The 25,365-nt window shown below is 65.7% G+C and carries 22 protein-coding genes and 1 pseudogene; 7 read left to right on the top strand and 16 right to left on the bottom strand.

Translation table 11 applies throughout. The annotated features are described in order from the left end of the window. The 5 genes and pseudogenes from AC1DD3_RS20455 to AC1DD3_RS20475 all read right to left on the bottom strand — a co-directional run. Positions 1–655, bottom strand: a pseudogene (locus AC1DD3_RS20455) (HNH endonuclease signature motif containing protein); the annotation flags it as partial. A gap of 153 nt (positions 656–808) precedes the next feature. Further along, positions 809–1,231, bottom strand: coding sequence for a DUF1622 domain-containing protein (locus tag AC1DD3_RS20460; protein ID WP_230120125.1), 423 nt, complete (start codon positions 1,229–1,231; stop codon positions 809–811). 103 nt (positions 1,232–1,334) lie between these two features. After that, on the bottom strand, positions 1,335–2,195 hold the full coding sequence (locus tag AC1DD3_RS20465; protein ID WP_476882402.1) for an SDR family oxidoreductase: 861 nt from the start codon (positions 2,193–2,195) through the stop codon (positions 1,335–1,337). A gap of 54 nt (positions 2,196–2,249) precedes the next feature. Then, positions 2,250–3,185, bottom strand: a complete 936-nt coding sequence (locus AC1DD3_RS20470) for a nuclease-related domain-containing protein (RefSeq protein ID WP_476882403.1) — start codon at positions 3,183–3,185, stop codon at positions 2,250–2,252. A 164-nt stretch (positions 3,186–3,349) separates the two neighbouring features. Beyond that, positions 3,350–4,261, bottom strand: a complete 912-nt coding sequence (locus AC1DD3_RS20475; protein ID WP_476882404.1) for an MSMEG_6728 family protein — start codon at positions 4,259–4,261, stop codon at positions 3,350–3,352. A gap of 267 nt (positions 4,262–4,528) precedes the next feature. Between AC1DD3_RS20475 and AC1DD3_RS20480 the strand changes: the two genes are divergently transcribed. Next, positions 4,529–5,056 (top strand): hypothetical protein, encoded by a 528-nt coding sequence (locus AC1DD3_RS20480; RefSeq protein WP_230120156.1) that lies wholly within the window; start codon positions 4,529–4,531, stop codon positions 5,054–5,056. Positions 5,057–5,536: 480 nt separating this feature from the next. Here AC1DD3_RS20480 and AC1DD3_RS20485 read toward each other — a convergent pair whose 3' ends face one another. After that, the gene (locus tag AC1DD3_RS20485; RefSeq protein WP_230120128.1) at positions 5,537–6,223 is read right to left on the bottom strand and encodes a transglycosylase family protein; all 687 of its coding nucleotides are present in this window, start codon (positions 6,221–6,223) and stop codon (positions 5,537–5,539) included. Positions 6,224–6,524: 301 nt separating this feature from the next. Beyond that, positions 6,525–9,083, bottom strand: a complete 2,559-nt coding sequence (gene uvrA, locus AC1DD3_RS20490; RefSeq protein WP_476882405.1) for an excinuclease ABC subunit UvrA — start codon at positions 9,081–9,083, stop codon at positions 6,525–6,527. Positions 9,084–9,131: 48 nt separating this feature from the next. On the opposite strand from uvrA, the gene AC1DD3_RS20495 reads away from it, so the two are divergent. Further along, complete coding sequence (locus AC1DD3_RS20495) at positions 9,132–10,184, top strand: adenosine deaminase (RefSeq protein ID WP_476882406.1); 1,053 nt, start codon at positions 9,132–9,134, stop codon at positions 10,182–10,184. Here the strand turns inward: AC1DD3_RS20495 and AC1DD3_RS20500 are convergent. Genes AC1DD3_RS20500 through AC1DD3_RS20510 form a run of 3 tightly spaced genes read right to left on the bottom strand, consistent with a single transcriptional unit; the run spans position 10,176 to position 11,588 of the window. Next, positions 10,176–10,418 (bottom strand): hypothetical protein, encoded by a 243-nt coding sequence (locus AC1DD3_RS20500; protein ID WP_476882407.1) that lies wholly within the window; start codon positions 10,416–10,418, stop codon positions 10,176–10,178. The genes AC1DD3_RS20495 and AC1DD3_RS20500 overlap by 9 nt on opposite strands. Beyond that, positions 10,364–10,780 (bottom strand): hypothetical protein, encoded by a 417-nt coding sequence (locus AC1DD3_RS20505; protein ID WP_476882408.1) that lies wholly within the window; start codon positions 10,778–10,780, stop codon positions 10,364–10,366. Before AC1DD3_RS20505 ends, AC1DD3_RS20500 begins: the two co-directional genes overlap by 55 nt. 25 nt (positions 10,781–10,805) lie before the next feature. After that, the gene (locus AC1DD3_RS20510) at positions 10,806–11,588 is read right to left on the bottom strand and encodes a CPBP family intramembrane glutamic endopeptidase (protein WP_476882409.1); all 783 of its coding nucleotides are present in this window, start codon (positions 11,586–11,588) and stop codon (positions 10,806–10,808) included. 282 nt (positions 11,589–11,870) lie between these two features. Here AC1DD3_RS20510 and AC1DD3_RS20515 point away from each other — a divergent pair, with 282 nt between their 5' ends. Beyond that, complete coding sequence (locus AC1DD3_RS20515) at positions 11,871–14,168, top strand: FdhF/YdeP family oxidoreductase (RefSeq protein ID WP_230120132.1); 2,298 nt, start codon at positions 11,871–11,873, stop codon at positions 14,166–14,168. A gap of 107 nt (positions 14,169–14,275) precedes the next feature. Here the strand turns inward: AC1DD3_RS20515 and AC1DD3_RS20520 are convergent, their stop codons facing one another. The 3 genes from AC1DD3_RS20520 to AC1DD3_RS20530 all read right to left on the bottom strand — a co-directional run bounded on the left by AC1DD3_RS20520 (position 14,276) and on the right by AC1DD3_RS20530 (position 16,808). Next, positions 14,276–14,620 (bottom strand): DUF6457 domain-containing protein, encoded by a 345-nt coding sequence (locus AC1DD3_RS20520; protein WP_230120133.1) that lies wholly within the window; start codon positions 14,618–14,620, stop codon positions 14,276–14,278. Between the two features lie 30 nt (positions 14,621–14,650). Continuing rightward, a complete protein-coding gene (locus AC1DD3_RS20525) occupies positions 14,651–15,625 on the bottom strand; it encodes an aldo/keto reductase (protein ID WP_476882410.1) in 975 nt (324 codons plus the stop codon). A 289-nt stretch (positions 15,626–15,914) separates the two neighbouring features. Further along, positions 15,915–16,808: a glucose 1-dehydrogenase gene (locus AC1DD3_RS20530; RefSeq protein WP_230120135.1), complete on the bottom strand. Its 894-nt coding sequence runs from the start codon at positions 16,806–16,808 to the stop codon at positions 15,915–15,917. A 267-nt stretch (positions 16,809–17,075) separates the two neighbouring features. Here AC1DD3_RS20530 and AC1DD3_RS20535 point away from each other — a divergent pair, with 267 nt between their 5' ends. Next, entirely contained in the window at positions 17,076–17,336 is a 261-nt protein-coding gene (locus AC1DD3_RS20535; protein ID WP_230120136.1) for a DUF2630 family protein, read from the top strand. A gap of 84 nt (positions 17,337–17,420) precedes the next feature. Here the strand turns inward: AC1DD3_RS20535 and AC1DD3_RS20540 are convergent, their stop codons facing one another. Continuing rightward, a complete protein-coding gene (locus AC1DD3_RS20540) occupies positions 17,421–17,711 on the bottom strand; it encodes a hypothetical protein (protein WP_476882411.1) in 291 nt (96 codons plus the stop codon). Positions 17,712–18,000: 289 nt separating this feature from the next. Here AC1DD3_RS20540 and AC1DD3_RS20545 point away from each other — a divergent pair, with 289 nt between their 5' ends. Continuing rightward, positions 18,001–18,858 (top strand): pullulanase X25 domain-containing protein, encoded by an 858-nt coding sequence (locus AC1DD3_RS20545; RefSeq protein ID WP_476877485.1) that lies wholly within the window; start codon positions 18,001–18,003, stop codon positions 18,856–18,858. A 373-nt stretch (positions 18,859–19,231) separates the two neighbouring features. On the opposite strand, the gene AC1DD3_RS20550 is transcribed toward AC1DD3_RS20545, so the two are convergent. Then, complete coding sequence (locus AC1DD3_RS20550) at positions 19,232–20,182, bottom strand: mechanosensitive ion channel family protein (protein WP_476882412.1); 951 nt, start codon at positions 20,180–20,182, stop codon at positions 19,232–19,234. A gap of 185 nt (positions 20,183–20,367) precedes the next feature. On the opposite strand from AC1DD3_RS20550, the gene AC1DD3_RS20555 reads away from it, so the two are divergent. Both AC1DD3_RS20555 and AC1DD3_RS20560 read left to right on the top strand, forming a co-directional pair. After that, entirely contained in the window at positions 20,368–21,111 is a 744-nt protein-coding gene (locus AC1DD3_RS20555; protein ID WP_476882413.1) for a hypothetical protein, read from the top strand. A gap of 115 nt (positions 21,112–21,226) precedes the next feature. Then, on the top strand, positions 21,227–21,529 hold the full coding sequence (locus AC1DD3_RS20560; RefSeq protein ID WP_230120141.1) for an acylphosphatase: 303 nt from the start codon (positions 21,227–21,229) through the stop codon (positions 21,527–21,529). An 81-nt stretch (positions 21,530–21,610) separates the two neighbouring features. Here the strand turns inward: AC1DD3_RS20560 and AC1DD3_RS20565 are convergent, their stop codons facing one another. Next, positions 21,611–25,327, bottom strand: a complete 3,717-nt coding sequence (locus AC1DD3_RS20565; protein WP_476882414.1) for a TM0106 family RecB-like putative nuclease — start codon at positions 25,325–25,327, stop codon at positions 21,611–21,613. Positions 25,328–25,365 lie beyond the last annotated feature (38 nt).

Raw genomic sequence — 25,365 nt, forward strand, 5'->3', positions numbered from 1 at the left:
CGGCGAGGGCGAGCCGGCGGCGGGCTTCGCCGATGCTGATCCGGAGCCGGACCCGGAGGTATTCGGCGGTGTTCCGGCACCCGTCATCGGCAGGCACAGACCGCACCCGCGCCGGCCCCGGCGCTGTTCCCGGCGCCGCGGCTGCGGACGTCGCTCCGGATCCGGAGACGTCCCCCGCGGTGTCGGTGCTCCAGCCGGTGGTCCAGCCGGTGGCTTTTGCCGCGGGTCCGGCGGCGTTGACCGCCTCGGTGCGGGTCCGTTCCACCGCGGCCGCGGCGAGCAGCTGAAGGTGCTCGGCACGGCGGGAGAGCTCCTCGGTCAGGTCCGCGAAATCCGCCGCCTCCCGGAAGGAAGCCAGCCCGAGTTCGTTGTCCGCGGCGTCGACTGCCGATGCCAGCGCCTCCAGACACTGTTCCAGGGCCTCAGCAGCCCCGCCACTGAAGGCGGTGCCAGTAGACGTCACGCCGGTGACAGACCCGCCGGTGACAGCACCGCCGGCGGCGGCACCGCCGTCGGACGCCGCGTGATCCGTGAGCAAAGCTGAAGCGGGAACGCTGCGAAGCGCGCGGCCCCGCAACAGGGAAGCCGCGCTAAGGCCCGGCGTTACCGCCTGGCCCGCGGTGTGATCCGCTGCGTGTTCCCCCATGGCTTCCATAGGAAAACTTTGTCAGAGGGGTCTGACATTTTTAGCTGCGCAAGGATAACCGAGTTGAAGGGAGCGAAATCTTAAATGGATGGCCACGAAGATAGACCGAACAGCCACAGACCACGGCCTGGCGGGAAACGTTGTCGCGAACCGACCGACGGACTACGTCTCTGAAACAGCGGACTCCCTGCTCTGCGAGCTGCCCTTAGATCCGGAACCGCCCGCAGACGGCTCCTTCTGCCAAGGCCATCTGCCTGTGATTTCCAGTTCCAGCGAGAAGCTCAGGAAAGTACGGATGAGCACGATGATGGCCAGCACGCCGACACTTTCAAACGTCGGAGTGACGGCTACGGTGCGGATGATGTCGGCTGCAACGAGGAGTTCCAGTCCTAGCAGAATGGAGCGGCCGAGCAGTTGGCGGTACGAGCGGTAGACGGACATGCGCCCGGCATCGGCGGGCAGGCGCCGGGGCTGGTAGCCGCGCAGTGCCATGGGGATCGAGACCACAGCGCCGATCACCATTACAGCCACGCCTGCGAAGTCCATGAACCTGCCGACTGCTTCAATAATGTGCTGAAAATCCATCGGGCCCCTCGTTGAAGTTGCGTTCGGTCTCGTTCGGTCCGGGCTGGTTCCCGTTTCCCCAGCGAGCTTGGTCCGGGCGGCCGGTGCTGCTTAGAGCAACGGCCTAGGGGTGCCGCACTCCAACCCCGGCCAGAATGTCGCGGTATCCCTCACGAAACGTCGGATAGGCGAAGGAATATCCGGTCCCTCGCAGCAACGCGTTGCTGCATCGCTTGTTGCCGCCGCGCGCCTCGCCAACCGGGCCCGACGGCGGGACATCGAGCCCCAGCTCCGATGCCAGGAACCGCAGGACATCACCGAGTTCGGCAGGATCGTCGTCAACCCCGATATAGACAGGCGCGGGCTCCTCGGCCATGGTGCACAGTCGAAGGATTGCGCCGGCGGCGTCGTCCCGGTGAATCCGGTTGGTGTATCGCTTGTCTTCGGGGATCACGGCCGACCCGCTGCGGACCTGATCTATTAGCCTTGTACGCCCGGGCCCGTAGATGCCCCCGAGGCGTAGCACCACAGCCGTCGTGGACGTCCCGTGCAGCCGCGTCAGGAGCAGATCCTCGGCCTCGCGGAGGATGCGGCCAGAGAAGCTGCCGGGTGCCGGCGTCGTGCTTTCATCCACCCAATCGCCGCCGGCGTCGCCGTAAACGGCGGTGGAGGAGACAAACAGGACGCGACGCGGCGTCACACCGTCGCGCACGAGCGCGTCCAGGACATGTGAAAGGCCGTCCACGTACGCCGCACGGTATGCCGCCTCAGTCGGCGAATCGGCGGCAACGGCAACGACGACGGCGGTTGTATCTGCCGGGACCGGCGGAAGGTCAGCGGTGCTCAGGTCAGCCGCCGCCCCTTCGATTTCCACTGGCAGTTTCGCGGGCGAACGCCGCCACCCCACAACGCGGTGCCCGGCTGCAGCGAACCGCAGCCCGGCTTCGGTGCCCAGGTCGCCACAGCCTGCCAGAAGGATAGTCATGCCTGCCAGTCTGCCAGTTCCGCCCGTCTGCCGTGTGCCGGCCTGCGCAGAACATCAACGGGAGGGCACTGTCTTTACGACGGAAGGTGTGGGGCGAGGAGCCTGCGGGGCTGGCTGCGACAAGTGGGACATCACGTTGACGAGGACACCAAGGATAAAGATGATCGACGCAATGTAAAGGAGAGCGCCGAGGCAGCTCTTGGTTTTCCGGCGTTTCGGCTTGCGTCCGGTGGGCACTTGAACAACGCTGTCGCTGGCGTGACGCGCACTCCGCCACGTCGCCAGTGAAGCGGCTGGCAACGCATCACGCGCAAGGTCAGGTGTCCCGATGTCCAACTGCCGGGTGGTCAGCAGGGTTGGACTCGTGCCGCCTGACAGCAGCTCCCTCAGATAAGTGTGGATGATCTCCACGGTCACCAAATCCAGAACAGCGGGGAGAGCGCCGATGGCGTTGCGAAGAGTATCGAGGCCTTGTATTCGTGCACCGCTGGCTGTGATTCCGTGCATGGTTGCTTGGCCCACCATGCACAGCCAGGCCTGGACGTGCCGGCGGTGTTGCGGTTCGAGGAGTGCCGCGACCGCCGAACATTGTTCCAAGACCCCCGAGACTTCTCGCTCTCGTGAGTATCTATTTTGGCGGAGGGTACCGTTTCGGAGCTGCACTTCGCCGGACCAGTTCTTTGCATCGATGACGATGACGCCGCCCGGGCCGACCAAGACATGGTCAAGGTTAGCCTTTGGCCGTCCCGGCCATCGAACGTCGTGCAAAACTCGCCAGCCCTGCGGTTCAAGCTCATCCAGCACATCCGCCACTCGGGCTTCGCCTGCCGCGCCCGCCGCCCAAGCTCGTTCAGCTCGTTCTGCCTGATCGAGCTGGCGACGCAGTTTTGCCGCGCGTTCCGCCGCTAAACGCGACTGTTCGGCAGCCCCGTCCCCTGCCGCCATTTTGGCCCCCATCCATATGACGTGCGGTTCCACCGCGAAGCGCACGAGGAACACTGTATTAGATCAACAGGCCCAGACGGGGCATCGATCTCGCCCTTATCTGCACGTGCCATGGCAATCAATATTCGGTTCTTCCGGAAATCGAGGCCCGTCGATTGCCGAGAGCGGCTTGGCCCGCGCATCCACCGGAACCTGGAAGCTCTGTGCCCTTACAGCGCAGGAACCGGGAAGAACACTCGGGGATCCTGCAGCAGGGCTGGGTAGTCGAACGCTGAACGGTCAATGATTTCGGTGACTTTGAAGTTGCGGCCGAAGCGGCCGTCGTCGAGCGTGATGGGCCGGCCGAGAACCATGCCGACGGCGAACTTGCTGCCGCCTTCAAACGGTACGGCCACCGGCGACTTGCCGGGCAGGGTGGAGAAGGCCGCTTCCTGGCGCTGGCGTTTCCGCGACGGCTTCTTGACGAGCTGCTTGGGAGGCAACTTGCGGGCGACCTTGGACGGGCGGCGCGAGCCTGAGTCCGCGTAGACCGGCTGGTAGTCGTCTTCGGTGCTGGCCGCAGTCAGGGTTGCACGTCCCACGGCCGGCAGTCCCACTTTGTCCAAGCGTTCGGGGTCGATGTCACCCACGTGCTCGCGCAGGATCCACAGCACGTCGTCCTCCGGGTCCTCGGGCAGGAACTCGTGGCGGGGTTCAGGCCAGACATACTCCAGGTCGGCTTCCGTGTCCGGGAAAACCGGCGCATAGAACCGCGGATCCTTCCGGATGAGGTTGGAACGGTGGCTCAGGTGCAGTTCGGGGTCGCCCAGCCATGGCGGCATGGCGATTTTGGCGGCGTAATCCGGGTGGGCCGCCTGTGGGGCGAACTCGCGAATGTTGTCTCGGGTGTTGTCCGCAAACCCCCGCTTGGTCCACTCGTCGGCCATGGCCAGGCCGTACATGGTGAGCGCCGGGACGTAACCCATCCACATGCGGATGGCCGGGTGTGACTGCCAGCCGTACTCCGGGATCACCAGCGCACGCAGTGTTTGCAGCGCCTCGACGCGCTGCTTGCCGAGCCTGGCGGGGTCCAGCACGGCAGCGCTTTGCTGGAAATCGGGATACGGAAGGAAGGTTTGCATCCTTTCAGTCTGACGCCCCGCGCCCGATGTGCCAATTACGGTGTCCGAGCCCACACGTTCGCAACGCCCAGCCCAAATAAAGGTGTTCACATAGTGGACCTATGCATACACCAATGTGCGCCGACCACTAAGATAGCCGAAACCTCACCAGCGTCTGGAAGCCCTCACATGACTCTTACCTCTCCCGCGCCCCTGTTGCCCGCGCCCTCAGCGGCCAAATCACACGGGTCACAGGCGCCTCAGCACTTCGTTCCGAAGTACGGCAAAATGCTTGGCCCCGAGGCAAACGGCATCCTGGTTCTGGACGAGTTTACGCTCGATCCGGCGGCCGCCCGCAAGGACCAGCACCGCTTTCGAACGGCACTCGCTTCCGTCGCGCTGACTCTGCGCCGGCTGGTGGCCCTGCGCGTTGTGATCGCGATCGTCGCTGTTGCCAACCTGCCGCTGTTCCTGATGTCGACGGGCTGGTGGATTTACGCCGTCTCGCTCGCTCTGGTCATCGGAGTGCACCTGGCAGTGAACTGGCTGAACAAACACGAACCGCGGGTGAAGCAGCGCCACGAGCTTGAACTCCACCGGCACCGCGAACACAGCGCCAACTACCGCAAGGTGCGTGACGCCGTGAAGTTCGTCATCGACACCCCTTCCCGCATGAACGAGCACCTCTACCTGGAGCTGCTCCACGCCAAGCGGGTCGCCCTGCACCTCGCATCGGGCACAGTGGCCCTGCTGGACACGAGCGACGACGCCGCCTGGAAGGTGCGCATCGTTCGTGAACTGCCGGCAGCAGCCTAAGGCGACGCCTCAGAAGTAACCGCCTGACGCCTGCCAGGCAGTAGCATCAGCAACTGAACAGACAACGACGCCGGGACGCCCCACAATGGGGACGTCCCGGCGTTGTATTGCTTTAAGGGAAAGACTTGAGAGGAAGAACCGCTGGAAAACGACGGCGGGCGCCACCCGCGAACGTCACGTTCCGGCGTCGTCCCCGGTTCAGCAGCGACCTGACGCCCGGGTGCGCGAAGCGGACAGTCCGGACGCCCGACTGATCCAGGCGAACGACGCCGGGCCGCCCCGCAGAGGGGAGCGGCCCGGCGGCCATCGTGGCGAATGACCGCCTGCTGCGGAAGAAAACACGTTCGCGCGCTGACGTATGAAAAGCCAGTTAAAAGAACGACGCCGGGCCGCCCCCACAAAGTGGAGCGGCCCGGCGTTGGACTACAGGGGTGGGTCTACACGACAGTGCGGAACTGTCAGCAGGCCACGGCCGCCAAATTAGGCAGGCAGCTGCAGAACCTGGCCAACGAACACCAGGTCGGGGTCGGCGATGGTGGCAGCGTTGGCGTCGGCGAGGCTCTGCCAGCCGCCGTCAACACCGAGCTTGTCGGCGATCTTGCTCAGGGTGTCGCCGGCCTGAACGGTGTACGTCTCGCCGCTCACGGCGACGGCAGCCACATGCTTGGCCTGGACGGGGGCTTCGGCCTGCACGGGAGCCTGGACCGGGGCCGCGGTGGCGACCGGGGCCTGGGCAACCGGAGCAGTCTGAACCGGTGCGGCCTGGACGGGTGCACTCTGCGGCAGGATCTGCGGGGCAGCTGCGGTAGCGCCGCCGCTCAGGCCCAGCTTGGCGGCGCAGGCTGGCCATGCGCCCCAGCCCTGGCCGGCCTGGACCTTTTCGGCTACAGCGATCTGCTGGGCGCGGGAGGCGCCTTGAGGGGAGCCGGTGCCGCCGTAGGCGGCCCAAGTCTGCGGGGTGAACTGCAGGCCGCCGGAGAAACCGTTGCCGGTGTTCGTGGCCCAGTTACCGCCGCTCTCGCACTGGGCGAGGGCGTCCCAGGTGGAGGTGCTGGCGGTGGGGGTTGCCGCGTTTGCGGCGGTGGCGGAAAGTGCAAGCCCTGCAACAGAAACGGCGGCGAGAGTTACTCCACGGCGCGCGGCAGTGCTGAAAGTAGATTTCTTCATGGTGGGATGCTCCTGAGGCCACCCGCGCTCGGTCCGTCCCCGGACGTTGTCGCGCTACCGCCCGCCCCTGACAAATAGAGGTCATTTCGGTGTCCGCCGGCCGGGCAGTAACTGGTGGAGGCGGCACCGGGCATTCATGGGCCCGCGTGGCGCGGGCATGTGTTCAACGGTAAAGCAGTGAGTCCCCGTTATCAAATCGAGATCAATATTGACAGTCAAGTGGGCGGCTGGAGGCCCATGTGACAGGCGCCCAAGTCGAGCGGGGGCCGCCGCAGACGGGTCCGCGGCGGCCTCTTTCGCCTCAGGAATTCAGTGCTGTGGCCAGGTACGGCGCCGTCCGGCTGTCGGGTGAAAGCGCGACGGCGGCTGCCGTACCGGCGGCGACAATCTCACCGCCGGCGTCACCGCCCGACGGTCCCAGATCGATGACCCAGTCCGCGGCGGCCACGACATCCATCTCGTGTTCTACGACGACCACCGTGTTGCTGGCATCCACCAGGCGGTGCAGCTGCGTCATGAGAAGCTGGACGTCCGCCGGGTGCAGGCCGGTGGTGGGTTCATCCAGCAGGTACAGCGTGTGGCCACGGCGGGCTCGCTGCAGCTCGGTGGCGAGCTTGATGCGCTGGGCTTCGCCGCCGGAGAGCTCAGTGGCGGGCTGGCCCAGCCTGAGGTATCCCAGACCCACGTCCCGCAAGGTCTGCAGGCTGCGCGCGGCCGCCGGAACGTCGTCCAGGAATTCTGCTGCCGCATTGACGGTCATGCCCAGGACTTCCGCCACATTCTTGCCGCGGTAGGTGACTTCCAGGGTTTCCGGGTTGTAGCGCGAGCCATGGCATTCCGGGCATGGACCGTAGCTGCCGGGCAGGAACAGCAGCTCCACGGCCACGAAACCCTCACCCTGGCAGGTCTCGCAGCGGCCGCCCACCACGTTGAAAGAGAAGCGTCCTGCGCCGAAACCCCGGGACCTGGCCTCGTCCGTGGCGGCGAATTCCTTGCGGACGGCGTCGAAGAGCCCGGTGTAGGTGGCGAGGTTGGAGCGCGGGGTCCGGCCGATCGGTTTCTGGTCCACCGTCACCAGCCGGTCCACTCGGTCCAGACCGGACACGGGCCCGACTGACAAAGGTGCTGTGACCTCGCCGGCGTCCTCCGGTTCCTCCTCCAACGCTGCCCTGTCTGCGGGCCCGGCCCCGGAATCGGAATGCAGCCGGGCGCCGACCACTTCCGCGAGCACCTGGCTGACCAGCGTCGACTTGCCGGAGCCGGAGACGCCGGTCACCGCAGTCAGGACGCCCAGCGGGAAGTTTGCATCAAGCTCGCGCAGGTTGTGGCGGCTGATGTCCCGCAGCTCAAGCCAGCCGTCGGGTTCACGGCGAGTGCCACCGTCGGCCGCTGACCTGGCGGAACCGTCCGGAAAGAGGAACGCCCGGGTGACGGACTCCTCCACGTCGGCCAGGCCGGCCACAGGACCGCTGTAGAGCACCTCGCCGCCGCCTTCTCCGGCGTGCGGCCCCACGTCCACGAGCCAGTCAGCACGGCGCACCACGTCCATGTTGTGCTCCACCACGAACACTGAGTTGCCGGACGACTTGAGCTGGTCGAGCACCGCCAGCAACGGTTCGGCGTCGGCGGGGTGCAGCCCGGCGGATGGCTCATCGAGCACGTAGATCACGCCGAACAGCCCGGAGCGCAGTTGGGTGGCGATGCGGAGCCGCTGCATTTCGCCGGGGGAGAGCGTGGGGGTGGAGCGTCCCAGTGCCAGATAGCCCAGGCCAAGCTCCAGCAGCACGTTGACCCGCTGCAGGAGATCCCGCGTGATGGCGACAGCCACCTCGTTTCCTTCGCCCGAGCTCTGCTGCCGTGATGCGGTGACCGAATCGGTGAGCTCCGCGGTAGGACGGATGATCTCTGCCAGTTCGGCCATGGGAACGGCGTTCAGTCCGGCGATGGTGTGTCCGGCGAAGGTCACCGCCAACGCCTCTGGTGTCAGTCCGGTGCCGCCGCAGCGGGGACACGGCCCGGTTTCCATGTACGCCAGGACACGCTCGCGCATGGTGTTGCTCTTGGAGTCGGCGAGGGTGTGCAGGACGTAGCTCTTCGCGCTCCAGAAGCGGCCCTTGTACGGTTTGGCCACGCGGTCGCGCTGGGGCGTCACCTCTACCACCGGCTGTTCGTCGGTGAAGAGAATCCAGTCGCGCTGCTTCTTGGGGAGCTTCCGCCATGGAGTGTCCACGTCATAGCCGAGATGGGTGAGGATGTCGCGCAGGTTTTTGCCCTGCCACGCGCCCGGCCAGGCGGCGATGGCGCCGTCCCGGATGCTGAGCGAGGTGTCGGGAACCAGGGACGCTTCGCTGACGGTGTGCGCGATGCCCAGGCCGTGGCACTCGGGGCAGGCGCCGGCGGCGGTGTTGGGGGAGAAGGCATCCGAGTCCAATTGCGCCGCACCAGCCGGATACGTCCCGGCCCGCGAAAACAGCATGCGGAGCGAGTTCGACAACGTGGTGACAGTGCCCACCGTTGACCGGCTGCTGGGCGTGCCGCGGCGCTGTTGAAGCGCGACGGCGGGAGGCAGCCCGGTGATCATCTCCACTTTCGGGTTGTGCCCCTGCTGGATGAGGCGCCGGGCGTAGGGCGCCACGGATTCGAAGTAGCGGCGCTGGGCCTCGGCGTAGATGGTGCCGAACGCCAGCGAGGATTTACCCGAGCCGGAGACGCCTGTGAAGGCGACGATCGCGTCGCGCGGGACATCCACGTCCACGTTGCGAAGGTTGTTTTCGCGGGCTCCGCGCACCCGGACAAAGCCGTCTGCTGTGTGGTCAGGCGCCAGGTCCGGCAGATGATCAGCATACTTTTCACTTCGCATCTGTTCGACTCTAGCGGTGATGGCAGATCCGGGGACTATTCTGGCGGAGTGAACACTTACGACGCCGCCACCGAACCGACCGATCAAGCCCCGATTCTGGACGGAACGGAGGGCCCGGCGGCCCCGCCGCTCACGCCGTTGGCCGAACTGCACCTGCATATCGAGGGAACGCTGGAACCCGAACTGATCTTCGCACTGGCCGAGCGCAACGGCATCGAGTTGCCCTACGCGGACCTGGACGAGCTGCGGGCGCGGTACGAATTCACGGACCTGCAGTCCTTCCTGGACTTGTACTACGCCAACATGGCGGTGCTGCGGACAGAGGAGGACTTCGCTGACATGACCCGCGCCTACCTTGGCCGGGCGGCGGCTGCGGGAGTGCGTCATGCGGAGATCATGCTGGACCCGCAGGCCCATCTGTCCCGCGGCGTTTCACTGGAGACCTGCGTCAACGGTGTGGCCTCAGTGCTCGCCACGTCGCAGGAGGAGTTCGGGATGTCCACCCTGCTGATCGCCGCCTTCCTGCGGGACCTGTCTGAAGAGTCCGCTCTAGAGGTTCTTGAAGCATTGATCGCGATGAACGCGCCGATTACGGGCATCGGCCTGGATTCTGCGGAGGTCGGCAATCCGCCAGCCAAGTTCGAGCGGCTGTTTGCCAGGGCCGGCGAAGCAGGCCTGCGGAAGATCGCGCACGCAGGCGAGGAGGGACCGCCGTCGTACATTATTGAGGCGCTGGACGTGCTGGGAGTCGATCGGATCGACCACGGCATCCGGTGCATGGAGGACCCCGACCTGGTGGAGCGGCTGGTGGCCGACCGCGTGCCGCTGACCGTCTGCCCGCTGTCGAACGTGCGGCTGCGCGCAGTGGACATGCTGGCCGACCATCCGCTTCCGGCGATGCTGGCTGCCGGACTGAACGTGAGCGTGAACTCGGATGATCCGGCGTATTTCGGCGGCTACGTGGATGACAACTTCGCCCAGCTGGAATCGGTCATGGGGCTGTCCGAATTCGACCGCGTCCGGCTTGCCGCGAACTCCATCGGGTCCTCGTTCGCCAGCGACGAGCGCAAGGCGGAGCTGCTGGCTGAACTGTCAGGCTGAGGCCGGCTGGCGCGGGGAGGAACCGCGCAGAATCCACCATCCCAGGGCGGCCATGGTGAGTCCGATGGGGATTCCGTACGGCGGAAGGCCCGCGTTGGAGCCCAGGACGCCGGCCACGACAAACGCCACGCCCGCCCACGCCGGGAACATCCGTGACCGCCAGCCGGTGATGCCGAAGACTATCCAGCCGAGTGCAAACAGGACATAGCTGGAGAGGCCGCCGACAGCCAGCATTCCGGATCCGCCCGCGAGGATCGCGCCCGGTGCAACGTCGGCGATCCAGGGCCGGCGAACCCGTCGAACCACATGTTTCCGGCCATGTCCAGGGTGCCAACGAGCGCGAAACAGAAGCCGACGGCGCCGAGGCCGCCGGTACGTCCGGCGGAGCGGAAGTAGACCGATACGAGGGCGAGGACGAGGCCGATGAAGACCGCCCAGTACAGTGCGTTGGTCACCACGAACGGCGTCTGGCGCATCATCTCGATCCTGTCCAGGCTCCGGTCGGCGGCGAGCAGGCGGGCGACGTCCACAGCAGCGAATGCGAGTCCGGCCACCAGGGCGATCGGCCCGGCGGCTGAGGCGAGCGGTGAGGACATCTTTCCTCCTTGGTTTCTGGTGCCCTTACATCGGGCGCATCTTGAGGGAGAAGCGCCCGATGGCGGTGGCTGAGCGGGGTGCCTTGCGCCAGGCTTTGCGGTCGAGCAGCAGGGTGGCCAGGACCGCGGCGAGCACCACGGCGAAATAGATCAGTTCAGCGCGGCCGCCGGCTGCGCCGGTGAAGCCGAAGGAACCGACCGTGAAGGTGCCCTGGCTGTTGTGGAACAGGAAGGTCAGCAAAACGCTTCCGCCCGTGCGGTTGAAGAGCCATACGTACAGGAAGGTGATGACGAACGTCGTCGGCAGTCCGATCAGGCTTAGGCCGTTGAAAAGGATGAGCGGCAGGTGCCAGATGGCGACAAGGACGCCGAGGATCGCCGCCGACTGCAGCGGCGGACGGGCGGCCTGCAGGAGGGGAAGGGCGTAGCCGCGGAAGCCCGGTTCTTCACCCAGGGGGCCGTCCAACGGGTTGACGAGACGCACGGCAAAGGCCATCAGCAGCCCGTTCCAGGTTAGGTCCGCGAGGCCTGGGGCGGATGCGCCGAGAGCGATGTTGATGAAGCCGGTGACCAGCACCAGCAGCGCGGGAAGCAGAAGCGCGACGGCGTACCAGACCCAGCCCACGCGCCACCGCACGAGCCGCCGGCCCCAGGCCCGGAAGCCGGGCCGGCCCTCGGCCAGGGCGATCACAATGACGGCCGCCAAGAGCGGGCCGACGGGCAGGAACTCCATCCGCGGCATCAGCCCTGCCGCGTAGAGAGGCCACGATGCCCAGGCAATTGCGTAGGCCAGAATGAAGAAGGCCACAAGCCTGTGACGTCTTAGCCACGTGTTGGAACGACGCACGGCGGCTCCAAACGGTCAATGCGTAGTGCCCCAATTGTCCTCCCGATCCGCTCCAGGGCGCCAGAGAAGGATGGGCGGCTTCCCGGGCCACGCCGGCGAGAGAGCACTGTCCCAACTTCCAGGCCAAATGCTTGCAGCCCCTTCCCATTCCTGCTAGTCCTGTGACTGGGGTAACACAATGTGTAGTGCCCGGGCCCTAAGCAGCAGGACCCAGACGATGCAGCGAGTCAAGGAGGGTGCAGCATGCCGCGCAAGAATCCGCGTGTGGAAGAGGCTGACGACAAAGACCTTGAGGTGGGCAGGCCGAAGGAATGGGCAGCCGGTATGCCCGGTGTCCTGCACTCGATGCAGCCGGCCCTGAAGCACATGGGCGTGGTCAGGACCGAGAAAACGCTGCTGGCCATGAACCAGAAGGGCGGTTTCGACTGCATGAGCTGCGCGTGGCCGGATCCCGACCACCGCAAGGCCTTTGAATTCTGTGAGAACGGCGCGAAGGCCGTCACATGGGAGGCCACGCCGGTGGTGGTGGCGTCGGAGTTTTGGGCAGAGCACCCGGTCAGTGAACTGCGGCAAAAGCCCGAGTACTGGCTGGGAATGCAGGGACGCCTCACCGAGCCGGTCTACAAGCCTGCAGGGGAGGACCACTACAGGCCGGTCAGCTGGGACGAGGCATTCAGGATTCTCGGCGACAAACTCAAGGGCCTGGCCAGCCCGGACGAGGCTGCTTTCTACACGAGTGGCCGGACGTCAAACGAGGCTGCCTTCATCTACCAGCTGTATGTGCGTGCCTTTGGAACCAACAACCTGCCGGACTGCTCCAACATGTGCCACGAGTCCTCGGGCTGGGCCATGGGCCAGACCATCGGCATCGGCAAGGCCACGATTTCCTATGACGACTTCGCCAAGGCGCAGCTGATCATCATCATGGGCCAGAACCCTGGCACCAACCATCCGCGCATGCTCACGGCACTCGAGGAGGCCAAGGAGGCCGGCTGCGAGATCGTTGCCGTCAACCCGCTCCCGGAAGCCGGGCTCATGCGGTACAAGAACCCGCAAAAGGTCAAGGGAATCGTTGGCCATGGAACGGAAATAGCAGACCAGTTCCTGCAGATCCGCGTCGGCGGCGATATGGCTCTTATGCAGGCCATCTCCAAACGGGTCCTCGACGCAGAAGCGAAGAATCCCGGAACGGTGCTGGACCACCAGTTTCTCGAGGAGCATTGCCAGGGGCTGGAGGAACTCAGGGCGCACCTGGCGGAGCTGGATGAGGACAATGTCCTTGAGGCCACGGGCCTGCGGAGCGACGAGATCGACGAACTAGCTGCCCGGTACCTGAAGGCGGACAGGGTCATCGTCACCTGGGCCATGGGCATCACCCAGCACAAGAAGGGCGTCGCCACCATCAAGGAAATCATCAACCTGCTGCTCCTGCGCGGCAACATGGGCAAGCCGGGCGCCGGCGCCTCGCCCATCCGCGGTCACAGCAACGTCCAGGGCGACCGCACGATGGGCATCTGGGAGCAGATGCCGCCAGCCTTCCTGGACGCCCTCGGCAAGGAATTCGCGTTCGACCCGCCCCGTGAGCACGGCGCGGATTCCGTCCAGACCATCAGGAACATGCGCGACGGCGACATTAAGGTTTTCGTGGCGCTGGGAGGCAACCTCGTGGCCGCCATTTCGGACACCCACGCTGCGGAGGCGGCCATGGAGAACACTGAAATGACGGTGCAGATCTCCACGAAGATCAACCGCTCTCACACCGTGACCGGCAAGGAGGCGCTCATCCTGCCCACCATGGGACGCACGGAGATTGACATGCAGGCGTCGGGGCCGCAGTTCGTCTCTGTTGAAGACACCGTGTGCGCCGTCCACTCCTCGGAGGGCAAGGTGAGGCCAGTCGCGCCGAATCTGCTGTCCGAGGTGGCCATCGTCTGCCGCCTTGCACGGGAGACGGTGGCCGGAAGGACCAGCGCGGACTGGGACGGCTTCGAGAAGAACTACGACCTCATCCGCGAGCACATTTCCCACGTCGTGGCCGGGTGTGAAAACTACAACGACAAGATCCGGCAAAAGGGCGGCTTCGTGCTGCCGAACGGCCCGAGGGACTCGCGCACGTTCCACACGCCCACGGGCAAGGCGATGCTGACGGTCAACCACCTGGAGCACGTGGAGCGGCCGGCGGGAACCCTGATCCTGCAGTCTGTGCGCTCGCACGACCAGTTCAACACCACCATCTACGGCCACGACGACCGCTATCGCGGCATCAAGAAGGGCCGGAACGTGGTGTTCGTCAGCCCCGAGGACATCGCTGAGCTCGGCCTCAGCGACGGCCAGTTCGTGGATATCCACGGAGTCTATGAGGACGACGTGGAGCGGATCATGAAGAACCTGCGCGTGGTGTCCTATCCCACGGCCCAGGGCTGCGCCGCCACGTACTACCCCGAGGCGAATGTGCTGGTTCCGCTAGACAGCGTGGCGGAGGGAAGCAACACCCCGGTCTCGAAGGCGGTGCTAGTGCGGCTGGAGCCGGCCACGGCCTGACGGGCGCAGCCTGAGTCGCCGGGGCAGGGGTCTCGGGGCCACGGCGTCACGGGGACCTCCCGCGCGTGCGCTGGCGGGCCGGCGCACCTGCGTGGTACCGCTAACGGTCATTGAGCGGTGCTGGACCAGCCCTTGCTGTCCGGGCCGCCGTCGGCTCCGTGCTCGCACAGCTGCAGCACCACCTGCGCAGCGGACTCCACGGCCTCCGTTGGCGTGGTCTTTCCGTGCTGGGCTGCAAGGCCGGCCGCGTAGCCCACGAGCAGGGCGCTGACGGGCCCGGCGGAACCGTTGACAGCCTGCGCCGATTCGTCGGCGAGCCGGCGGACCAGCCCGTGGTCAACCTTGAGGTCCAGGATCTGCAGGGCCTGGGTGAGCCGTCGGCTCCACTGGTCGAGGACCTGATCTTCGCTTGTATCGCCAGTGCCGCTGGTGCCCTCGGTGCTGCCGGTCATGGGATTCCCTTTCGGTGCTGCGGGGTCGGTTTAGGTGTCGATCGTGTTCATGTGCGGATAGCGCGCGCCAGCCGCGGCTCCCGCCGGGGCCAGTTCATCGAGGCGCGCCAGGTCCTCTGCGGAAAGCTCGACGGCGGTCGCCCCCAGGTTTTCGTTAAGCCGCTCCCGCTTCTTGGTGCCGGGAATGGGCACGATGTGTTCGCCCTGCGCAAGGAGCCACGCGAGCGCCAGCTGTGCGGGCGAGCACTGCTTCTCATCCGCAAGGTCCTTCACCCGGTCCACGAGCTCCAGGTTGCGGGTGAAGTTTTCGCCCTGGAACCGGGGCGAGTGGCGACGGAAGTCATCCGGTGCGAAGTCGTCAGGGCTCCGCAGCTGGCCGGTCAGGAAGCCCCGGCCCAACGGGCTGTAGGGGACGAATCCAATGCCGAGTTCCTCGAGCACGGGGAAGACCTTCGTTTCGGGTTCGCGCTCCCACAGGGAGTATTCGGTCTGCAGGGCCGTGATGGGGTGGACCGCGTGGCCCCGGCGGATGGTCTCGGCGCTGGCCTCGGACAGGCCCAGGTGCCGGACCTTGCCGGCCTCGACGAGCTCGGCCATGGCCCCCACGGTGTCCTCGATCGGTACCGTCTTGTCCACCCGATGCTGGTAGTAGAGGTCGATGTGGTCCACGCCGAGGCGCTGCAGGCTCGCATCGCAGGCGGACCGGACGTAGTCGGGCCGCCCATTGATGCCCACCCACGAACCGTCCTGGCGGCGTTCGTTACCGAACTTGGTGGCAAGGACCACGTCCGAGCGGCGGCCCGCGATCGCCGTGCCCACGAGCATCTCGTTCGTGAATGGCCCGTACATGTCAGCTGTATCAAGGAGGGTGCCGCCGGCATCGAGGAAAGTGCGGATCGTGGCAATGGACTCATTTTCATCGCCGGTGCCGTAGAACTCGCTCATCCCCATGCAGCCAAGGCCGAGGGCGGAAACGGTCAGGGAACCAAGGGTGCGGGATTCCATCCGGCTCTCCTCATCAGGTATTTGCGGCGGAGTGGCTCAGGGGTGTGCAGACCGCCACTATAAGCACCTTGCTTTCGGGGCCACAATGGCCGGAACGGTTCCCTGGGCGGCATTCTTGCCCCACTTCAGCCGGGCTGTGCCGCCGGCGGGCCTGTGTTTCCGGGGCATATTCCGGGCCTGACGGCGGCATGGTTCCGTAAAGCGGTGCAGTAATGCACCGGACCGTCCCGTCTGCGTGAGACGCGGGTTGGACCAGCGGTTTGGACCAGCGCGGTACTCGTCGGAACGGCTAGGGCGTCGGGCTTCCGCCGTTGACGTTCAGCGTTTCGCCTACGACGTAGCTCGACTCCGCCGATGCAAGGAACACGTACGCAGGGGCAAGTTCCGCGGGCTGGCCTGCCCGTCCCAGCGGGGTGTCCTTGCCGAACTCGGGGAGGGCTTCCTTGGGCTGGCCGCTGCTGACCTGAAGCGGTGTCCAGATGGGGCCGGGAGCTACCGCGTTGACCCGGATTCCCTTTGGCGCCAGCTGTTGGGCGAGGCCCTTGGTGAAGTTGTTGATGCTGGCCTTTGTGGTTGCGTAGTCCACCAGGGTGGGCGAGGGGTTGTAGGCCTGGATCGACGTCGTGTTGATGATGGTGGAGCCCGCCGGAAGATGCGGTACCGCTGCTTTGGTGAGCCAGAACATGGCGTAGACGTTGGTCTTCAGCGTGTGGTCGAACTGTTCGTCGGTGATGTCGGCGATGTCCGCCTGTGCCACCTGCTTGCCGGCGTTGTTCACGAGGAGGTCCAGTCCGCCAAGCTCGCGGAGCGCAGTGTCCACCAGCTCGCGGCACGTGTTCGCGTCCTTAAGGTCGCCGGGAACCTTCACGGCCTTTCGCCCGGCCTTTTCGATCAGGTTGGCGATCTTCGCGGCGTCCTCTTCCTCTTCAGGAAGGTAGGAGAGGACGACGTCGGCACCCTCGCGCGCGAACGCAATCGCCGTGGCAGCGCCGATGCCGGAGTCGGCGCCCGTGACAATCGCCTTGCGCCCTTCGAGGCGGCCCGTCCCGCGGTAGGTGTCCTCACCCAGATCGGCCTTGGGTTCCAGCTTTGCGTCCAGGCCGGGCTCGGGCTGGTGCTGCTTCGGCGGCTCGATGTGCTCGTAAGCCGTGACGGGATTTTTGAACGTGTACTGATCGGTCATGGTGCTCCTCCTGATGGCGGGGTTGAACACGGACAGGTTCGCAAGTGGTTGAACAAGCTCCCAGCAGAATGCTAAGCATGCTTACGTTCAAGCCTAGTGAACGGTCTGCCGCGTGGCCAGCACGATCGGTGCCTGGGGGTCCCGCGCAGTGCTGGGTGCTGTGCGGTCAGGCCCTTTCGCGGACGGGCCAGCCTCACTAGGCTGGCAATTCCAGGCCTGCTGAGCCGGCTGGTATTGGCGAGCCGCATGATGTGAGGAGTGCAAGCGATGGACAATCAGGACATTCTGCAGCGGATCCAGTCGCTGGTTGACGAAGAGCACCGACTGCGCGAGGTGGGGGAGGGGCACGCGTCGGACGGCGCCAGCCCGGAGCCGGAGGATCGGCTGGCCCGGCTGCGGCAGGTGGAGGAGGCCCTGGATCAATGCTGGGATCTGCTGCGGCAGCGCCGGGCCAAGGCGAAGGCCGGGGAGGATCCTGACGAGGCCGACGTGCGGCCCGCCAGCGAAGTCGAGGGCTACCGGCAGTAGGCCCGGACTCCCGTCCTGGCCGCCGCAATCCGGCGTGCCGACGTCGGGAGCTTTACTGCTTCAGTGCTCTATTGCTTCGGCGCTTTACTGCTCAGCTCCGCCGTGCAGGCCGTCGTCGCTGCTGTCGCCCGAAGTTGCATCCCCGGTGTCATCCGACAAGTCCATATTGCCGCGCGCTTCGGCCATGGTGGGCCCGCCGGACGGGATGTCGTAGCGCTCGGGGCGGATTCCGTGGGACTGTTCCTCGATCAGCGCCTGCTCTTCACTGAAGCGGATTGCGTTGGCGTCATCGCCCGCGTCGCCGGGGCCGTCGTCGCGGATCTTTGAGGGGTTCGGGACTATGAAGCCGTCGTCCTTGGCATTGTGCTCGCTCATGGCCTTCATCCTTTCCAGTGCTGTGCTGTCCTGGTAATCAACGCACATGGTAAGCCTACTTTCGATTGCGCGCGGCGGGAAATGCACTCCTTTGTCAACCACCCGGTCGGCTGGGTTTTGGCTGCACCACCGCGGCGGCCGACGTCCGGAAATCCGAGACTCCAGGCTCAGATCGGGTGTAATCCGCGTCATATCCGGTCGCGACACGCGGTATTTACCATTTCAAGTCGCCAGATTTACCGTCTACTTGGCAAACTACTGGGGGAACAATCGCTCTTTAAGGGGAACCATGCGCAAGACTGCCGCAGAAAACACCAACTTCCGGCTGAAGGCCGTGCTGGACGTTCTGGCGGAGGGGGTGTTGACTGGTGAGTCGCAGAATGCTGGCGAAGTACTCGCCGAGGCACTCATCCGAGTTCCGTTGAACGCCTACGAGGCTGAACTGCTCAGCGGGGGGATCCCCCGCGGCCACAAGTCGCTCACTACTGCCACGGCCAAGCTGGTCAAGGCCGGTTGGTTGGTCAAGGGCCGCTCCGGCTGGACCATCACCGAAGACGGCCTGCGAGCAACTGTCGCGTTCGCGGACGCCGACAGCTTCGCTGTAGCGCTCGACGCCGGAACGCCGGTTCCTGCCAACACGCCCCTTCCGGTGGCCGTGCCCGCCAAACCTGCCGCTAAGAAGGCAGCTGCTGTCAAGGCTGAGAAGGCTCCGTCCAAGGCTGCGAAGGTCGTGGACAAGGCTGCCAAGCTGATCGAGGACGCGGTTGCTCCCGTTGCCAAGGCGGTTCGCAGCAAGAAGGCCGAGGCGAGCTCCGAAACTGAAGCTCCCGCCGTCGAAACTGCCCCGCAGCCGGAAGCGGTAGCCGTTGCCGGTGACTTCAACACGCTGCTGGGTGCCCCGGAGAACTGGGCTCCGCAGTATGACGAAGCCCAGATGGAGCTCGACGCCCTCGACCAGCTGTGGAAGCTGACGGCTGACATTCCGGCCGGCCACTACACTTTCAAGATCGCGCTGAACCGCTCCTGGGAGGAGAACTACGGCGCTTTCGGTGCTTTCGACGGTGCAAACCACGAACTGCACCACGACGGCGGCCGCCTCACCATCCGGTACGACCACCGCACGCGGGATATCACCGTAAACGCATGACCCGGCCCGCCAACTGACCCGGGTCAGTACGCGGCCCGCCAACTGACGCGGCCCGTGAACTGGGACAGCTCAGTACGCAGCTGAGAAGCCCCGTTGCCGCAACCGCGGCAGCGGGGCTTCGCTGTGTCCGGAAGCGCCGGTCGTCCCGAAGCGGCGGTCTGATGCAAACGTGGCGGATGCTCCGGGTTTGATTCTCCGGGAGGATACAGGCTGTCAGGCTGTCCGAGCGTCATTCGTGGGCGGACAGGTCTTTTCCCGGTCCTCGAACACTTCCTCTCCCGGGCCGCTGAAGGCGCGCGACCGCTCCACGGCTGCAATGGAACCGGTGAACAGCTGGGAGTCGCGCGGATCGGACGGCTGCCTAGGCTGCGCCTCAAGCTACGGGCGCTGGGGCGAGGTAATCGTGGCATGTGGCTGCGTTGAATTTTGCTGCGAGGAATTGACGGTTTCCCAGCGGACATGGGGCAGTGCCTGCGGATGCTGTCGCTGCAGGAATCCCACCAACTCTTCGCGGACGAGGCAGCGCAGGTCGAACAGGGAGGCGCTGTCCGCGGCACTCACGAGGATCCGGACGCGCACGAAGCCGCTGGTGGCGTCGGTGACCTGGAGGATGCCCACGCGTCCAGTTTTCGAAGGGCGTGGTGGTGAAGTAGGTGGAGGGAAGAATGAGGCGGCGGTCATCCCAGATGTGGACCACCACGTAGGTCAGGGTAATCTCCTCGATCCGGCCCCATTCCTTCTGCACCACCACTACGTCGTCAACGCGGATGGCATCGGTGAAGGCCAGCTGGACGCCGGCGAAAACGTTGACCAGTGCGGACTGTACCGCCAGGCCGGCAACGATGGAGATCAGTCCGGCCGAGGCCAGGATGCCTGCCCCGAGGGCCCGGACGTCCGGGAAGGTGAGCAGCGCGATGCCGAGCGCCAAAATGACCACCAGGGCTATGCCGATGCGCCTGGCGAGAATCACCTGGGTGCGCAGGCGTCTTGCGCGGCGGTTGTCCGCCACGTCCACGCTGTAGTGCATGAGCATCAGTGCTTCGATGATCAGCAGGATGGCAACTGCCAGCCAGGCCACAGAGGCGATGAGCGCGATCAGCAGGATGTGGTCCACATTCGTGCGCCACGGGGCGTCGTCCGTGATGAGTGCCAGGGCGATCCGGATGCCGGTCAGGCAGAGGGCCAGGCGGAGCGGAACCCGGCCCATGCGGGAGGTCTCGCGCAGCGCGGGTAGCCTGCGGTTCAGGCGGAGGAGGATTCTGCGGAGCAGCCAGGAGAGGAACAGCCCTGCGGCTACGGCAACGGCTATTGCGAGACAGGGCATTGCTTGGTTTACAAGGTCTTGCATGCATAAACCGTTACCAACCTCTCCTCAGCCTGTTGAAATCGTCGGGAATGGGCTATGGCGGCAACGGTTCGGTAGCGATCGGGCCGATTCCAAGGTTTTTCCAAGGTCGGCTGCCGCACAATTAATCCATCGTCTTTTCTAACCTTTGAGGAGGGGCCTTGATGCGCCGATCAGCATCAGCATCATCAGCAGTGACGGTTTTCTCGGGTGTGTGCGTGGCGCTCCTGCTCGCTTCCTGCGGTTCGCCGGCATCGGCTCCGCCCACAACGTCTCCGGCAGGGGGATCGCCCACAGCGTCCGCCAGCGCGAGCGCCACATCGTCGCCGTCGGCTACCCCTTCGGCGGGCGCCACCACGCCCGCCGAAGGCTGGAAGACCTTTACGACGACGGACGGTTCGCTGTCCTTTGATTACCCGGCCGATTGGACCATCAAGGATCCGGCCGGGGAAACGCCCGCAGGCGGCGGCGCTTTTGTGGAAGTCTCCAAGGCCAACGGAAAGTCCATGGCCACCCTGCGCACCAACGTGGTCACCGGCGCCGAGTGCACCAAGAAGCAGCCTTACGGAATGCTGGACTCCCAGCCTCTGCCTGCGCTGGCCCAGGCAGGAAAGACACCCCGGTTCGCCTTCGAGTCCCGCATGGACCCCGAAGCAACCGACCCGACGAAGGCGAATATCCTTGCCTACGGCATCACATCCGCGCCGGAGCCCACCGGAACTGAGGCCTGCCCGATTTTCCACTTCTTCACCTGGCCGCCGAGCGGTGCGATGTTTGGCGGTGTCTACAACCCGTTCGACACGACGCCCGGCAACGAACCGTTCGTGGACACACCTGAGGCATACAAGGAGACGGCCGAGTACAGGGACATTCGCAAGATGATCACATCCCTCCGTCCCGCGGGCTGACAACCGCTGGGCGATGAGTGCGTGCTGGTCGGGCCTCTCGGGACCGTCCCGCTGGTCGGTCAGGGTGTGCTGCTCGAGCCTGTCGGGACCGAAGACCCGGCGCTACATTGGACTCATGACTCACTCAAATGCGTCAGATGCGGACAGCGTGCGCCTCACGGCGCGCGTCACCGGGGCAGTCCAGGGCGTCGGCTTTCGCTACTGGACGGCGCGCAAAGCCGACGAGTTGGGAATCACCGGTTCGGTAAGGAACGACGACGACGGTTCGGTCGCCGTCGTCGCCGAGGGGCCGCAGCCGGTCATCATCGAATTCCGGCGCTGGCTCGGATCCAGCCAAGCTCCCGGCCGGGTAGCCCACGTTGACGAGAAGATGACCCCGGCCGAGGGGAAGTTCAACACTTTCAACGTGGTGGGCTGACGGGGTTTGTTGACCGGCAGACGGGACAGCTGCCGGGTGGACGGTCCTTCGACGTGCGGGCTGTCGGCGTCGACTAAACGCTCACAGCCGGGGAGGGCGCGGACTGAGCCCGATGAAAGCACCAAGCTCCTCCAAAGCCGAGGGTTTGTTGGGCATGTAGTTTGTCAGCTCGGGGGAGCGGACGATCACCGCCCGCCACTGGCCGCGTGACACAGCAACGTTGATGCGGTTGCGGTTCAGGAGGAACTCTGCGCCGCGGGGTGCTTCGGCAATGGCAGAGCACGCCATGGACACGAGCACCACGGGAGCTTCCTGCCCCTGGAACTTGTCCACCGTTCCCACCCGCACCTCTGCCAGCCCCTTCCGGTCGAGCGCATGCCGGATGGCCTGCACCTGGGCGTTGTAGGCGGCCACCACCAGGATGTCTTTTGCCTCGAGCCGGCGGACCGGATCAGCCATGCCGGGAGTCCATTTGAGGCCGATATGGTCGTTTGCCAGTTCGACGATCTTCGCGGCCTCCTCTTTGGAACTCGTCGTGTTGCCGGTGTGCTCCACGAGGACCGTCTCCACACCGGCCGGCACGCCGTCCAGCTGCCGATACGTGGCAGCCGGCGCTGACTCGAGCCTGCCGTCGTAGCTGAGGAGCGAAACCGCCTGACACAGCTGGGGATGCATCCGCCAGGAATCGGCGAGGAAGTAGCCCATCTCGGCGGGCATGGTGGCGTGGCCGGCGGACAGCCAGCCGAGGGCTGACTCGTCAACAGGCTGCGGATGGGAGCCTTGCGTGACTTGGGGCAGTTGCTGGGGATCGCCGAGCAGCAGGAGGCGCTTTGCAGACCGGGCAACGGCAAGGGTGTTGGCCAGCGAATACTGGCCCGCCTCGTCGATGACCAGCAAGTCCAGTGAGCCGGCGGGTACACACTTGCCAGTCATGGTCCAGGCCGTCCCGCCGATCAAGCAACCCCCATCGCCGGTGAGGATCCGTGCGACGTCATTGTCCGTGGTCAGGTGCCAGGGGACGTCGGAGCCGGAGCGCGGAGCCCTGACGTCCTTGGCCACAACCCGCGGGTCGACGCCCGCCTTCTCGATGGCCGTGCAGAGCATGTTCTCGATGACCGCGTGCGACTGGGCAACGACGCCCACCTTCCACCCGCGTCGCACCAGGCGTGCGATGACGTGCGAGCCAACGTACGTCTTGCCCGTCCCCGGCGGCCCCTGGACTGCGAGGTAGGACCTGTCCAGATCGCCGAGGGCTTCAGTGATGGCTGAGACGTAGTCAGCGTTGCCGGAGTCGTCGTGGCCGACTGCCGGGAGTGCCTCCAGCGTGGCCAGGCGCGGGGGCACCCGGCGGAGGACGTCGAGTCCGGAGTGCTTGGGCAGCGATGGAAGCGTGGACCCTACGAGTTGCGCGAGGTCGGCCAGGGCCGCCTCGATGTTCGCTGTGGGAATGGGCCGGTCCGGGGTGAGGGCCACGGGCAACTGGAAGTACGGCGGTACCTTGCCTGTTGACTTCTCGGTGATGGTGATGATGGTCTTGCCCGGCTGGCCGGGGTGGTCCTCAACCGCCTCCACCAGAGTGCCGAAGATTCCGTCGCGGGACAGCGCCTCCCGCCCAATTGAATCGGCGGCTGTGCCCGGAGCCCGCGGCGTACGGCCGCCGTCGACCTCTCCGAGACCGTCGGGCAGGGGATCCTCGAACATCCGGAACCACGTGGAGCCTGTGCGGAACTCCGAGCCTTCGCTCATGGTGCCGGTGAGCCGCAGGGTCCTGGATTCCGTGCGGGCGCGGGAGCTGGGCGGTGCCCAGTCGGAGACCACTGAAGCGTCCTCAACCACGAAGACGTTGCGCTGGTCCGACCAGCGGTCCACCTCCGATTCAAGGCGGTCGAAATGCTCCCACCAGAACTGCTTGCGTTCCCGGCGGTGATAGCCCGTAGCCGCCGCCACCATCGCCACGGCCTGTTCGTCGGCGGTGAGTTCACGGTTATCCGGGAGTGAATCCAGATAGGAGCGAAGGGTTTCTTCCTCCGCAGGCGGTTCCGCGCCGGACTCGGCGGCACCGCCCTCAGAGGCGATGGCCGGGACGGTCGCCTCACGGGAGGCGTCAGAGGCGGACGGCCCGCGCAGCTGCAGCAGCCAGTCGCGCAGGCGCAGGGTGGAGAGGCAGTCGTACTGGTTGTAGTCGGAGATGGAGGAAAGGATGGCAGCGGCCTCGGCCTGAGTCTCGGGTCCGCCGTCGCGTGCGGTGCAGAACGCCGCGTAGGCCACCACCGAAGCACCGGCGTCTTTGACGTCTCCGGACCTCAGGTTGCTCCCCATGTACAGCGGCTCGAGTTTCTTGATGGAGTAGGAGGCCTCCGAAATCCTGAGCGAGTGCCGCACTGTGGCGTAGAGGTCCACGAGGACTCCCTCGCGAAGCCAGGAATCCACAATGTCCTCGCCGGCGACGTGAGTCAGCGAGAGGTGGCGCAGCGCTGTCTTTTCGTACGGCGCGTAGTGATAGACGTGCATCTCCGGATACCTGGCGCGGCGTTCCTCCACGTAGGCGAGGAAGTCGAGGAACGCCTGCCGTTCACCAGAACGGGAATGCGCCCAGAAAGGCCGGAACACGGGCGTCGCGCCGGGTGGATCCCCGGGCAGGGGCGCCTCGATCACGCCAAAGAGGTATTCCAATCCCCACTGGCCCGTGACGGGATCCTGCCACAGCGGGTCGCCTTCGAAGTCGAAGAAGATGTCGCCGTCGCTGGGAGCGGGGATGCTGGCCAGGGCGTTCTCAGGCAACACTTTGAAGGTGATGGTATGTTCCTGGCCGTCCTTGAGGAAGGTCCGCGAACCGTCCGGAGATTCACGGGCGGTCTGCATGCGGGCCTGGTCACGCAGGCGCCGGGTTGACCCGGTGGCCTTCTCCGGAGGCAACTCCGCGAGGGCATCGATGCTGGTGATGCCGCCAGCGATCAGTTTTTTCCGCTGGACGGAGGTCATGCCGGCCACCATCAGCAGGTCGCGGTGTTCGGACACCTGCTCGGCGCAGTAGTCGCACCTTCCGCAATAGCCGATGCCCGGCTGCTGCCACGCCACGGGAACACCGGAGACGCGGTGTGCGGCGGTCAGTTCGCGGAAGCGGTCGCGGCGCTCGCGGTACACCGGCAGCAGGTCGGTGAGCGAGTGGATGCTTCGTTCGAGGTTGCCCAGCACCAGCGTGACGCGGGGAGCGGGATTAAGTCCGAGTTTGATCAGCTGGTCCCCGTAGGCGGCAAGCTGCAGAAGCGCGCCCACCTTGGCATGCCTGGCCAGCTTGGTGTCCCATACGGCGTAGCGGCCGCCGTTGGCGTCAGGACCGGGTTTGTCCGCGGCCTCGCTGCCAGTGCTCTCGCTGCCAGTGCCATCCTTAACCAGGAAGTCCGCATAGCCGAGGAATTCGCCGTCGAAAAAGGTTGCTTGGAAGACTACGTCGGCCCCTGCCCGGAGCGCCGCTGCCGTTTCTTCGTGCCTGGCGGCCAGGTCTGACCGGGCGGTGGTTCCGCGCTCCACGCAGTACACGCCGGTGCCGCGGGCCGGATCCCAGGCGCCGTACTCTGCGATGAGGCCGGCCAGCACCTGGTGCTCGTGGAGATCGCCGAGTTTGCCGGCGCGGGCCTGCATCTCGTCGGCGGGAAAGTCGGCCTTGGAGGAGCGGCCGAGTTTCTCGTCCAGGATCCGGAGGGTGCGGTATTCGCACTCGCTTGCGGCCACAAGGTCACTGGCCGAGAACACCAGATCGGCGGGTGCTTCCAGCGTCAGGGCATCGAGCAGGAACATGGGGCCTCCCCATTGGCAGCCTCACTCCGGGAGGGCTC

Source organism: Arthrobacter sp. 05T444 (assembly GCF_056395905.1).